The organism is Lysinibacillus sp. FSL K6-0232 (assembly GCF_038008325.1).
Taxonomy (GTDB): Bacteria; Bacillota; Bacilli; order Bacillales_A; family Planococcaceae; genus Lysinibacillus.
This window is the reverse complement of the sequence record NZ_JBBOYW010000001.1, coordinates 3,390,419-3,404,110: the sequence shown is the minus strand read 5'-3', so window position 1 is coordinate 3,404,110 and position 13,692 is coordinate 3,390,419. Positions and strand designations below refer to the sequence as shown.

At 37.1% G+C, this 13,692-nt stretch carries 11 protein-coding genes; 10 read left to right on the top strand and 1 reads right to left on the bottom strand.

All coding sequences use genetic code 11. The annotated features are described in order from the left end of the window. The first annotated feature begins 1,053 nt into the window (after positions 1-1,053). The 3 genes from MHB42_RS16760 (at position 1,054) to MHB42_RS16750 (ending at position 4,475) form a co-directional block, all read left to right on the top strand. Entirely contained in the window at positions 1,054-1,713 is a 660-nt protein-coding gene (locus tag MHB42_RS16760; protein ID WP_340807580.1) for a hypothetical protein, read from the top strand. A 225-nt stretch (positions 1,714-1,938) separates the two neighbouring features. Further along, positions 1,939-2,517, top strand: coding sequence for a DUF305 domain-containing protein (locus MHB42_RS16755; protein ID WP_340807578.1), 579 nt, complete (start codon positions 1,939-1,941; stop codon positions 2,515-2,517). A 206-nt stretch (positions 2,518-2,723) separates the two neighbouring features. Continuing rightward, positions 2,724-4,475: a methyl-accepting chemotaxis protein gene (locus tag MHB42_RS16750; protein WP_340807576.1), complete on the top strand. Its 1,752-nt coding sequence runs from the start codon at positions 2,724-2,726 to the stop codon at positions 4,473-4,475. 141 nt (positions 4,476-4,616) lie between these two features. On the opposite strand, the gene MHB42_RS16745 is transcribed toward MHB42_RS16750, so the two are convergent. After that, complete coding sequence (locus MHB42_RS16745) at positions 4,617-5,201, bottom strand: metallophosphoesterase family protein (RefSeq protein WP_340807575.1); 585 nt, start codon at positions 5,199-5,201, stop codon at positions 4,617-4,619. Between the two features lie 212 nt (positions 5,202-5,413). Between MHB42_RS16745 and MHB42_RS16740 the strand changes: the two genes are divergently transcribed. From MHB42_RS16740 to MHB42_RS16710, 7 genes are all read left to right on the top strand, one after another. Next, on the top strand, positions 5,414-6,910 hold the full coding sequence (locus MHB42_RS16740; protein WP_340807574.1) for a class I adenylate-forming enzyme family protein: 1,497 nt from the start codon (positions 5,414-5,416) through the stop codon (positions 6,908-6,910). Between the two features lie 72 nt (positions 6,911-6,982). Next, positions 6,983-7,969, top strand: a complete 987-nt coding sequence (locus tag MHB42_RS16735; RefSeq protein WP_340807573.1) for a C39 family peptidase — start codon at positions 6,983-6,985, stop codon at positions 7,967-7,969. A gap of 129 nt (positions 7,970-8,098) precedes the next feature. Next, entirely contained in the window at positions 8,099-9,328 is a 1,230-nt protein-coding gene (locus MHB42_RS16730) for a carboxylate--amine ligase (RefSeq protein ID WP_340807572.1), read from the top strand. Continuing rightward, positions 9,328-10,032 (top strand): aspartate/glutamate racemase family protein, encoded by a 705-nt coding sequence (locus tag MHB42_RS16725; RefSeq protein WP_340807571.1) that lies wholly within the window; start codon positions 9,328-9,330, stop codon positions 10,030-10,032. The genes MHB42_RS16730 and MHB42_RS16725 overlap by 1 nt, the downstream gene beginning before the upstream one ends. 206 nt (positions 10,033-10,238) lie before the next feature. After that, positions 10,239-11,387, top strand: a complete 1,149-nt coding sequence (locus MHB42_RS16720) for a DEAD/DEAH box helicase (RefSeq protein ID WP_340807569.1) — start codon at positions 10,239-10,241, stop codon at positions 11,385-11,387. Between the two features lies 1 nt (position 11,388). Then, entirely contained in the window at positions 11,389-12,618 is a 1,230-nt protein-coding gene (locus MHB42_RS16715) for an aminopeptidase (RefSeq protein WP_340807567.1), read from the top strand. Positions 12,619-12,642: 24 nt separating this feature from the next. Continuing rightward, a complete protein-coding gene (locus MHB42_RS16710; RefSeq protein WP_340807565.1) occupies positions 12,643-13,542 on the top strand; it encodes an SGNH/GDSL hydrolase family protein in 900 nt (299 codons plus the stop codon). The last annotated feature ends 150 nt before the right edge of the window (positions 13,543-13,692 follow it).

The following is a 13,692-nucleotide window of genomic DNA, read 5'->3' as shown; positions in this document are numbered from 1 at the left end:
ATTACATATAATAAAAATGCTTTAGATTGGTATAATAACCGATCTAAAGCATTTTTGCTTACTCTACTGAAAATGATACAGTATTACTCCAAATTTGTTGACCAGCATTTACGCTGAATCCTAAAACCTTTAAAGAATAACCACCAGTGAAAGCAGATACAGGAATTTTATAATAACGTACAAAACCAACAACAATGTTCCCAGAAGTTATATATGTAGTGTTATAGTTTACGGCTGTTTTGTTATTAAATGACTGAGTACCATTATAGATAATATTAGTATTTGAGTAGCCAGTATATCTTACTCTGATATAAACATCATCATCTGTTGAGAATATTGTATTAGCGCGGTAAATTACTTGATTATAAAAAATTTCCCAATTGATACCATCGCTTGAAATCCCATTAATATCAATTTATATTAAACCTGGTGCAGAAGCAGTTGGAGTGGGTTTAATTGGGTCAGATGTAGCAACAGCACTTCCAATATTAATAAAAGTGATACTTGTTACAAATAGTATTGCAATTAATAATTCATTCGTAATAACTCTTTATTAGGAATATTTTAACTCAAGCGTGTTGATTATCTAAATATTGGCTATTCATTTGCGTGTTGTTAGAAGGAAAACGCTTTGTCTAAAGCATTCTCTCGTTGATTGGCGTGAAAGGTGGCGACTCTAGCGGAAAAAGTGCGAGCTGAAAATCCATTTATTTCGGCATTTGCCGAAATAAATGAGTTGAAGCCGCACCCGCAGAAAGCGTCCACCTGTAACAGAAATCAACGAATTCTAAGCGATTCTCTGTAAAATAAAGGTTAATCAACACGCATGATTTTAACTTTATATCAATGAAAGTTAATGGATGTTTTACATTATTCACCTTTTATTATAAAATATTGTTTAATATTTCTAGTTTTGATACCGATTAATTGGAAAGGCGTCCGTATAACTTCTAAAGATTTAAGTGTTTATAGCAGAATGGAGATCAACTATAAGTTTTGATAGAGCGCTTAATATAAGCCGAAAATTATAAATTTGGTAGAATTAAGGAAAGGGTGATTATAATGATTCAATCCATTAATCCAGCACAGCAAACTATACAGGCAGCACCAAAGAAATCAGTAGAAAAAACAGATGAAAATTTTAAAATACAATTAGAGAATGATGAGAGCGAAATTATAGTAGATAAATATGGCGCTCAGTGGAAATTTGGGTTGCGAATAGGAAGGAATGCAGTATTTTCAGAAAACTTCACAAAAGAACAGATTGAACGCTGGCAACAATCTGCGGATAAAGTTGATGCTACACACCGTGCTTTTTTACATTTTATAGCTGATGCAGGAGAGCGAAGTCAAGAGGCTGTTTCATTTTCGATACACTATTTCGACTTTTGCTATTTACTAGAACAAGGGGAAGTCGTAAATGAACAAAATGTAGGATTAACAGAAGCTATTATTAAAGATCGAAATTGGGATTTTTCGGTACTATTAACAGAAAGATATGGCGTTAGGGATGTAGAGGATAATAAGCGTCAGTTGGATATTATGCGTATGGTTATGGATTTAGGGATGGTATCGAAGGATAAAGGCTTCATGTCCCTTGAGGATATGCATAAACTATTTGCAAAAAAGAAAGCGAAGGAACAACAATTGCTTTTAGAGCGAGCATTTGAGCGTAAACATTTTTTAGAGGCCCAATTAAACAAAAAATTATAATAAATAAAAATGCTTTAGATGGATCATTAATTACTCCCATTTAAAGCATTTTTATTATGAATTATTTTATATGGTGAAATGATGATAACTCTGCAATAAGTGTTTTTTATAAAGAAGGTTTCTTCGGTACACAAAACATTGCTATCCGTAGAAAAAATTGGTACAACTGTCTATCGCATAACAACCTAGTAGGCATATATTACTCTGAAAGGAGTGTGTCTAATAATGGCTAAGTCAATTGAGCTGAGTAATGTTACAAAGGCATATTTAGAGGAATACCAGCAAATCCTCAATAAAATGATGCAGGGTATGACCTATGTAACCATTACATGTAGTATTTCAGAAAACTTTATTAAGCAAATTATCCCACATCAAATAGCGGCAATTAAAATGTCAGAAAATGTTTTGCGATATACAACAAATATTTCTGTACAAAATCTTGCATTAGATATTATTAAAACACATCAAGAAATAGTTGATAGTCTAGAGGCACTACAAAATCGATGCTGTATTGTCCAAAATTCAGAGTGTGAGCTCTATGAATATATGTGTGCTTACCAGCAAATTACTGAAGCAATGTTCCAAGCAATGTGTGCGCCACCAGTATCTAATAGCATTAATATTAACTATTTGCGAGAAATGATTGTGCATCATCAAGGGGGTATTCGTCTTGCACAAAATGTACTGAGATTTTGTATTTGCCAAGAGTTAATACCTGTTTTGCAATGTATGATTCAAACGCTATGTGAACAGTTGGCTCTTATGGAAAAGCTACTGGATAGTCTGCAAGATTGCGATTGCTAGCATCGTAAATAATAGTATACTTTCCAACGCTAAAGTCTTATAGGATTTTAGCGTTTTTCTATATAAAGATTTTTTCGAAACTATTTTTGTTTTTCTATTACTGGTAAAATATAAGTGTTTATTGGTTGAAGGCAGTGACGAAAGATAGTTATTTGGATTTACAATATTAGGATTTTTGCATTAAAATTTAAAATGGGAGTGGTGTGATGTTCAAGAGGAAGAAGGTTAATCAAAATTATGATTATTTCTCAGCTACAAGAAATTCAGATATTGAAGCTAATGAGCGTTTTAAAGAAAAATTGGACTTCTTAGCATTATCTCGAATTAGAAGGGAATCGGTTAGATTTTTACACAAAATTTATGAGGATAATCGTCAATACATTCTCGATAACTTTTATGACCGTTTACTGGAAATACCAGAGTTTAATCATGTTATTTATACGCATTCATCCGTAGAACGCTTAAAAGGGTTGTTTGATTCGCATTTTATTAGTCTGTTTAATGATGAATTAGATTTAGATTATGTATTTAAACGACGCAAAATTGCTTATGTGCATGCCCAAATTGGTGTGCTGCCAAACTGGATGATTTCTGCTTATACATTGATTAATCAGTTAATTATTCCGCTTATTGTTAAGGAATTCTCACGCGATCAAGAGAAAATGCTGGATGTTTTGCTGTCCTATGATAGTTTAGTAACGATTGATCAACAGATTATTGTAGAAACCTATATTGAAATTCAAGCAGGCTCTGTTGTGAATGGCTTAGGTGAAATTATTACCTATAATACCCAATTAGATACGATTAAAGAGCTGATTGAATTCCAAGAAATACAGCAGGAGGAAATTGTAGCAGCAGATCAATTGATGCATGAGCTAGATGAAAGTATTGAAAATATTGCCTCCTCTGTTGGGGATATTTCTTCGCAGACAAAAGATGTACTACACAAATTAAATCAAGATTTGGAGTCGCTTCAACAAGTATCAACAATTTTGCAAACAACAGACGAGGGTCATAAATCCATGCAGGAGGATATTCATCGTTTAGTGGAGCGTGTCAATAGCGTAGCACAGCTAATGGAGCTGATTAAGAGAATTGCAGATCAAACGAATTTATTAGCGTTAAATGCATCGATTGAGGCTGCTCGTGCAGGAGAAGCGGGGAAAGGCTTTGCTGTTGTGGCAGAGGAGGTTCGTAAGCTTGCAGATGATACAAGCACATCCGTAAAATCTATTCATACAGATATACAGCAGCTACTTCAAATTACAAATAATATTAGCTCAATGACCAATCAGTTTTCCCAAGATTTACACCAAGGTGTAACAGATACCCTCCACATTTCACAAACGCTTAGCGAATTAAATAAAAGCCTACAACAGCAGGGCGCACACTTTGAAGAAATTGCTACAACAACGAAAGTACAAGCGCAATCTGCTACAATTATTTCCGAACGAAATCGTACTATTACAGAAAGTATGCAAAAAAGTAAAGTAATTGCTTTTGATATGGGATCAGCTATTTATAAATTAAGTAAAATGATTGATGGATATCGTTCTACTACGATTTCGAAAAACTTTATTCTTAGTCAAGAGGATATTATTGAGCTAGCGATTACAGATCATTTATTATGGCGTTGGAAAATTTATAATTTATTGTTAGGTTTTGAAACAATGACTGAGCAGGATGTGGGCACACCACAGGAATCACGACTCGGCGAATGGTATTACGGTACAGGCAAAAAACTACTAGGTCAAGAGCGTGCCTATTTAGAATTAGAACAGCCGTTTATTCGCATTCATGATATCGCTAAAAAAGCTGTACACGAATATAATTTAGGCAATAGAGCAGAGGCAGAAAAATATCTTGAGGTAATTACAGAACAATCATATATTGTAATTGATAAATTAAAAACGTTAAAAGAGATTTTATTAAACGAGAAAAAACAATATATTCATTAATGACTTGTGGAAGTAAAAAGGCTGTCCCAAAAAATAATTGGACAGCCCTAGCTTCTATCTGTGGTAGTCACAAAGGAGCCGTTTCAACATGATTTTTTGAACGGCTCCTTTTCTGTTTTAAAATATAATAGTAACATTATGTTAGGGCAGAGCACGCATAAATGTAATTGTTCGTGCATGGCTATCGTAAAGACACCATTCATGATGATCGACAACAGAGCCTACGTTTACACCGTATTGCTTATCTTGTAGTGAGATTGGCTCCCCATATCGAATACGAATGGGGAGCTTTTTTTGCTGGTGATAAAGACCTGACTCATGGCTATGCCCAAAGAACAGTAGTGATTTTTGAAATGGTGGGAATGTCGGCTGCCAACTAACACTCCACTTAAACTGATGCCCATGCATCAATATTGCACCTTCAATCTCCATTGTTTCAGGCAATGCTTGAAAGCGGCTAATGCCAGTTACTTGTGTAATACGCTCTTCCTGATTACCTCGTATAGAAGGAAAAGTTAGCAATTGCTCAAATTCGTTTTCTACAATGGCTGCTTTGTGTAAAGGTAAATCAGAGAGCTTTTGTGCCTTTTTCTTGCTAACGGTACATTCATATAAATCACCTAGCCCAATAATTGTTGCTTCTCCAGCTGTTTCTTGAATATGTGCTAGCACAGCTTTTGTATCTTCTATATTAGAATGTAAATCTCCTAAAAGTGCATAAAGCATGTAAATCAGGCCTTTCTTAACATAATCATAAAGGTATCATACACCTAAGAGAAATTATGAGAAAAGGAAAATGTCTAAGAATATTTTAATTGAGTGGGAAAATTGCTAAGAAATTGATTACTTGATAAAATATAATCGTAATTTTCTGAATTTTTAGCAGTTTAAAGATTTACTATTAGCATGCACAAAAATAAATTTTTGGAGGGTTTATAATGACGATGTACATGACAGATATTCTTGAAAACTATGCGATGCAACAACCTGAAGCAATAGCAACATCATACAATGGCAAAAAGCTAAGCTATCAAGATTTTTACGAACGTGTAGAAAGATTTGCAGCGTATTTACAAGAGCAAGACTATAAAAAAGATGATGTAATTGCATTATATACACTCAACTCAGATTTATTTTTAATCGCTTACCTTGGTGTGCAGCTAGCTGGCTTTATTGTCATGCCGATTAATACTAAATTAGCCGCTCCTGAGGTTGAATTTATTATCAATCATTCAGAGGCAAAGGGGCTTATTTATGATGAAAGAATAGAGGAAACATTCAAGGATATTTCTTATGAATTTCAGCATGTAGTTAGTTTGCAGGAAATGACAGCTATTGTTGAGCAAGATCATGGTGTGAGAAAGGCTGTACAATGGGAATCACACGATACAGCAGTAGTGATGTATACGTCTGGGACAACTGGCAAGCCAAAGGGCGTTATGCTGACACATGAAAATATTGCTGCAACAGCACAAATTTGGTCAGCGTCGATGCAAATGTCTAAGAGCGATAAAATGTTTATTTGTACACCTTTATTTCATTGTGCGGGACTTCATGTTTTTGCAATGCCAATGTTTTATCAAGGCGGGACAGTTATTATTGAAGAAGCCTTTTCGCCAGCTAAAACATTAGCACAAATTGCTGCAACAGAGGCAACGATTTTCTTTGGCGTGCCAGCCATGTATACCATTATTTTAAATACACCACAATTCAAGGAACATAGCCTTCAGCATTTGCGTTTATTATGCTATGGAGCAGCTCCAATGCCCTATGAGCTTGTCAAGCAGGTGAAAGAGGCATTTCCAAATGTAAAAGTACAAAATTTATATGGTCAAACAGAAAATTCACCAGCAGCTACCTCTTTACTGGATAGTGATGCATTAACGAAAATTGGTTCAGTCGGCAAGCCATTAGCACAGACAGAGGTGTGTGTAGTTGATAGTGAGGGCAAGCCAGTACCAGCTGGTGAGGTAGGCGAAATTTGTGTCAAAGGACCACAGGTAATGAAGGGCTATTTGCACAATCCAGAGGAAACAGCTAGAACGATTAAAGAGGGTTGGCTTTATTCAGGTGATTTAGGACGCTTTGATACGGAAGGCTACTTATATATTGTGGATCGGAAAAAGGATTTGATTATTCGTGGTGGTGAAAATATTTATCCTATTGAAGTGGAGGAAGTATTATATCAAATCCCTGAGGTTTTAGAGGCAGCAGTCGTTGGCTTACCGCATGAAGTGTATGGTGAAGTGCCAAAAGCATATGTTGTGTTAAAGGAGGGACAATCCACTGATGAAGCGACAATTTTGGCGTATTGTCATACACAGCTTGCAAAATATAAAGTACCATATGAAATTGAATTTATAACAGAGCTGCCACGCAATGCCTCTGGTAAGGTCTTAAAGCATACATTGCGACCACAAGTAAGTAATCGTTAAGATGATAGGAACATCTATAAAATTATCGTATAATAAAAGTCTACGACAAAATGAATAGGGGCGGAATTTGTCTTGTGGACAAGAAGTAAACGCTATATATTGATAGGTATTTTAACGCTAATGCTACTAGCTAGCTGTCAGCCAAATTCGCAGCAGGAAGCAAGTAAAAATCAATTAACGGTTTTAACAGTGGAATTTACTAGCGGAGCACCCATTCCGAATCTTTATCTTACTGTGACAGATGTAAAAACTGGAGAAGTAGTAGAGGAAGCGATTGGTTCAGAAGAGGGAGAAGCGAGATTTTCACAGCTAAAAGAAGGGCGAGAATATGCGATAGCTGCAACGACGCTTGAAAATAGCACAACCAATAACGGCTACACAACGATTGAGCATTTTACGTATGATACAACAAAGCCCTACTATAGATTACAAACACATTTTTCAAGAGATGAGCAAGAGTTGGGTGTGCCTGTTGTTATGCAAAATCCTGAGCTTCCACATGGCTGTGAAATTACATCGCTCACAGCCGTATTAAATTATTATGGCTTACATGTATCAAAGCTAGAAATGGCTGATAATTATTTACCAAAGCAGAAAATACAATCTGAAGGCAATCAGCGCTTTGGGCCAAATCCGCATCATGCTTTTGCGGGTAATCCGCGTGACAAAGCTAACGGAATGTATGTTTTTGCTGCGCCTATTGTCAAGGCAGCAGAGGCTGTTATTGCGGATAAGCAAGCAGATTTACGTGTAACAAATAAAAGTAATTCCTCACAGGAGGAGCTTTTACAGCTTGTGCGAGAGGGAGTACCTGTTGTAACATGGGTAACGCTTGATTTATCAGAACCAAAAACAAATGCATCGAGAGGCTGGATATATGAGGGAGAAACAACATCACATGCTGCTTATATGAACCTACATGCTGTTGTGTTAACAGGGCATTTAGGAGATAAAGTAGTTGTCATGAACCCGTTAAAAGGCTATGTCACATATGATGTAGACCAATTTTTTAAAAGCTATAAGGAACTAGGCTCACAAGCAGTAGCTGTTCATAAATAAAATGACTGCTTCATCTTCCACCTCGCCTTGTGCGCCTGTTATTGCAGTACAGCTTCCTGTCCGCGATGCGGGATAAACTTATTTGAAGTATGTTACACTAAGAAAAAAAGCAAAGGTGAGTTGAGTAGCATGGCCATTGAGCACACTTTTTTACCAGTTCTACTAGGGAATGAAATGAATGCATATGGCATGGCTCGAGCGTTTTACGAAGCCTATGGAGTAAAGCCACTTGTACTAAATCATACAAATATGGAAAAGATTCAACAAAGTGATTTAATGATCTTCCATGAAGTACCAAGGCTTCATGTAGAGGAGCGCTTTGTAACAGCATTAAAGGCAATTGCGCAGGAGTTTGCAGAGAAAAAACTATTGCTATTAGCCTGTGATGAGTTTTATGTAAAAAAAATTGTCGCACATAAAGAGGAGCTAACAGAGGATTTTATTGTTCCTTATGTGGATGCAGCGCTGGCTAATCAGCTATTAACACGCGAAAGCATGTACAGGCTATGTGAGCAGTTTGGTTTTCATTATCCTACTATGCATGTATGTACTGTAAATGATTATGAAGAATATGAGATGCCATTTGATTATCCAGTTGTGATAAAGCCGATGAATATGACAAAGTATACCACATGTATTTTTCCTGGTAAGAAAAATGTCTATATTGCATATGATAAAGAGGAAAAAGATCATATATTCCATACTATTTATAAGGAATCGGCGTATCGTGATGACTTAATGATTCAGCAATACGTCCCTGGTGAGGATGCGAATATGCGGGTTATTAATGCCTATGTTGGGCAGGATAGTAAGACAAAGCTACTAGCTATTGGCAATCCTATTTTAGAGGAGCATTCTCCAGAGGGCATTGGTCGTTATGTGGCTATTATCACAACCTATCATCAGGAGCTAATGGATACGGTTAAGTCATTTTTAGAGGCGATACAATTCCAAGGCTTTGCTACATTTGATATGAAATATGATGATCGTGATGGTCAATATAAATTATTAAGTATTGAATTACATAATGAGCTTTCTAACTATTATGTGACAGCGAGTGGCTATAATTTAATGCAATATGTGGCGGATGACTTTATTCGTGGCAGCAAGCAGTCATTAACATATGTACAAAATAAGCATCTTTGGACAATTGTACCAAATGGTGTTTTGTTTAAATATGTACAAAATGAACAGCTTGTTATTGAAGCCAAAAGTCTAATTCGCCAAGGGATGGCTACAGATTCTATTTTTAATTATAAGGATATGAATGCTAAGCGTTGGCTAAATATAACGCTAGATAATTTAAGTTTTTATCGCAAATATAAGAAATATTTTAATAACAAAGGTCTGTCTAACTAATGAAAAAACAAACTTTAGGTATAATTGGTGGCGTTGGTCCACTTGCAACAATGTTTATCGGTGAAACGATTGTAAGACGTACAAAGGCACAAAAGGATCAGGAGCATTTACATACCATTATCGATAATGATACAAATATCCCTGATCGTACAGCTTTTATTTTAGACTCTACAAAGGATAATCCAGTTCCAGTAATTATTGAGGATGCTAAAAAATTGGCATCAGTTGGAGCAGATATGATTGCTATTCCATGTAATACCGCCCATACTTTCTATCAAGAAATTGAGGAAGGCTCACCCATTCCAGTATTGCATATGATTCGTGAAACAGCGAAACGTGCAGCTGACTTAGGAGCAAAGCGTGTTGGCATTTTAGCCACTACAGGCACATTAACTTCACGTATGTATCAAGAAGCTTTAGAGGTATATGGCATTACACCAGTTGTTCCAGATAATGAGATGAAAACATATGTCATGTCCATTATTTATGATTATGTGAAGGCTGGCAAGGATGTGACATTAGAGGATTGGCAGCCAATAGAGGAAGCAATGCTAGCATTACAGTGTGATCGTATTGTTTTAGGCTGTACAGAGCTTTCGATTGTGAACAGAGATTTAAAGCTCAGCAATATTTATATTGATTCTTTAATTGTTTTAGCGGAATGTGCGATTTTAGCTTGTGGTTATGAGCTTGTTGAATCGTAATTGAATGAATAAAAATCTGCTTGCTTGTCACGGGTAAGCTATAAGTCTTTAAAGAATTATGGATAGACTTACTTTTCCGTGTTAAAGTTAGGCAGATTTTTTCAATGGTTTCTTGAAACGAGAGGACACTTGTTTGCGTATAGATAAAGTAGGAATGTGCTTAGTGTGTTAAACTAATGTCAAGCAGATAGAAGGTGGGAACTAACATGTCAGTGATTAATTTATTAAAAGAAGAATTACAAGCAAAATGGAAGTTTGAAACAACGATGAAAATCCAAGAGGAAATGATACCCGCAATGCTTGAAGGGAAGGATATTGTAGCCGAGTCGCCAACAGGGTCAGGGAAAACATTGGCATATGTTTTGCCATTATTGAATAAGGTAAATGGCGCAAAAAAGCAAACACAAGGGCTCATTGTTGCTCCTTCACAGGAATTAGCCATGCAAATTGTGGAAGTTATCCGTGAGTGGACAGCAGGCACAGATATTACAGTTCAACAGCTTATTGGTGGTGCAAATGCTGCACGTCAAATTGAAAAGCTAAAGAAAAAGCCAACAATTGTTGTTGGGACACCTGGTCGTTTAAATGAATTAGCACGCGCAGGCAAATTAAAGCTGAAAGAAGTTGAAACGGTTATTTTAGATGAATGTGATCAATTACTAAGCCGTGAATACCGTGTTGTCATTAAATCCTTTATTGAAGGCTCTGCCTATGGGCGACAAGTCGTTGTTGTGTCAGCGACAATTACAGAGGAAATTGAATTAGTGGCAAGTCGTATGATGTTTGAGCCTGTTCGTTTTAAAATTAAGCCAGAGGACATGCTAAAGGTCGGCAAAGTTATTCACTCCTTTGTAAAGGTAGAGGAGCGCGATAAAACAGACTTCCTGCGTCGATTATCCCATACAGAAGGGCTAAGAGCATTAGCCTTTGTTAATAATATCGACCAATTATTAATGAAGGAAACAAAGCTACAATATCGCTCAGCACCAATTGTAACGCTGCATTCTGATATGAAAAAAGAAGAGCGTAAAAAAGCTTTAGATGCATTCCGTAAAGGGGATGCACGAATTTTAATTGCCACGGATATTGCTGCTCGTGGTTTAGATATTGCAGGTTTAACACATGTTATTCATGTTGATGTCCCACGAACAATGGAGCAATATTTACATCGCTCAGGTCGTACAGGCCGTGCTGGGGCAGATGGTGAAGTATTAACGTTATTATCATATCGTGATGAAAAAACGTATAAAAAATGGACAAGGGAAATCCCAGGCAAGTCAATGCAAAAAGTATGGCATGACGGCAAGCTAGTAGAGGGGAACTCAAAAACAATTGGACAGAAGCGAGGGAAATAGTATGACATTTGCAGAAAAATTACAAGCCTATGCAGAGCTTGCAGTAAAAGTTGGCGTTAATATTCAACCAGGTCAATATTTATTAGTAAATACATCAGTGGATGCACTAGATTTTGCTCGATTAGTCGTGAAAGAAGCATATAAGGCAGGTGCAGGGCGTGTCCATGTTAATTTTTCCGATGACGAAATAGATCGTGCTTATTTTGAACATGCTTCTGATGAGGAGTTTAATCGTTTCCCTGAATGGGTTGTGAAAATGCGTGACGAGCTGATTGAGCGAAAAGGGGCTCTATTATGGATTGATGCTGCAGACCCTGATAAATTAACGGGAATTCCTGCTGATCGATTAGCGACACATCAAAAAGTATCAGGAGCGGCATTGAAAAACTATCGCAATGCGGTGATGAAGGATTTAATAGCTTGGTCAATTGTGGCAGTACCTTCACCAAAGTGGGCAGCAAAGGTATTTCCAAATTTAACAGCAGAAGAGCAAGTACCTGCATTATGGGAAGCTATTTTTAAAACGGTGCATATTGGAGAGGGTAATGCCGTGGATAACTGGCGTGAGCATGTAGCTACTTTAGAAGCACGTGCCAAGTTGTTAAATAGTAAAAAATACGCAAAGCTACACTATACAGCACCAGGCACAGATTTAACAATTGCTCTAGCACCGCAGCATAAATGGCTTACTGGCGGTAGCAAAACGCCTGAGGGTAATGTTTTTATTGCTAATATGCCAACAGAAGAAGTGTATACACTGCCAATGAAGCAAGGTGTAAATGGCTATGTTACGAATACAAAGCCACTTGTCTATCAAGGAAATATTATTGATGGCTTTAAGCTAACATTTGAAGAAGGGAAAATTATTAAAGCTGAAGCACAGGTAGGGCATGATTTATTGCAAGAGCTTATCCAAGTAGATGAAGGCTCAGGCTATCTAGGCGAAGTTGCACTTGTTCCGCATGAATCACCAATTTCAGCATCGGAAATTTTATATTTTAATACATTATTCGATGAAAATGCGTCAAACCATTTAGCAATTGGTGAGGCATACCCAACTTGTTTAGAGGGTGGCAGGGACTTAGAAAATGGTCAATTGGAAGCATTAGGTGCAAATATTTCTGTTACACATGAAGACTTTATGATTGGTAGCGGTGATATGGATATTGATGGTATTTTACCAGATGGTACTGTTGAGCCGATTTTCCGTAAAGGTAGCTGGGCTTTTTAGTAGGAAGAACTGGAGGGGAAGCAGATGAAGCGACTATGGAGCTTAATAGGAGTTATGTTATTGTCCATCATGTATTGGGCTCCATCTGTTTCTGCCCAAGCAGAAAGCTATGTAGCGCTTGGTGATTCCTTAGCCGCTGGGCAAACGCCTTATCAGCAAATTGACACGGGCTATAGTGATTTGATTGCGATGAAATTAAGGCTGACAGGACAATTAACATCCTATACAAAGAAGCTTGCTTTTCCGGGCTTTACAACGGCGGATGTGTTGGAGCGTATTCAAACGGAAGAGGCACAGGAGCTATTAGCAGATGCCACATTGATTACAGTGTCAGCAGGTGCGAATGATTTATTACGTTTAGTACAAGTGAATCCAAATGCTGGGACATTAGCCTATTCTCAGCTTCAAACAGATTATGCTTTAAATATGGCAAGAAAAAATTGGGTAGCCATTTTAGAGGAGCTAGCAGTGCGTGCGCCAAAAGCAAAGGTTTATGTGATGGGCTATTATTTTGCCTATCCAGCCGTTCATGCTACACAAAAAGAGGGCACAAATGCACAGTTGGTAAAGTTAAATGCGATTTTGCAGCAACAGGCAGAGCAGGCTGTAGCGATTTATGTAGATGTTTATGATGCCTTTGGATTAAATGCTACAAACTATTTACCAAATAATGCGGATGTGCATCCTAATATGGAAGGCTATCGACAAATGGCTAATGCTTTTTTACAAGCATATAGTGGTGGTCATGCCTTCAATATCGCTCCATCTGAATTACCGAAACCGAATCCTTTATCCTTTGAGGAAATTTTAAGGCAACAAGCATCGGTAAAATCAGAGGAAGCAACAGCACCACAGCAGCATGCTCGTATCGCATATAGTATGCAGGGCTTCCCGGGCTACACAGCTTTTATAGAACATATATAAATTAGCATCTTACTTTTAGGATGCTTTTTTTATATGACGGATAGAATGGGCAAAGTGGTGGATAGAGCTTCAAAGGTGACGGATAGCGCACACAAAGCGGTGGATAGCTCCCAAAAATTATAATAATAGGAGAACAGGAGGTTGCAAGCA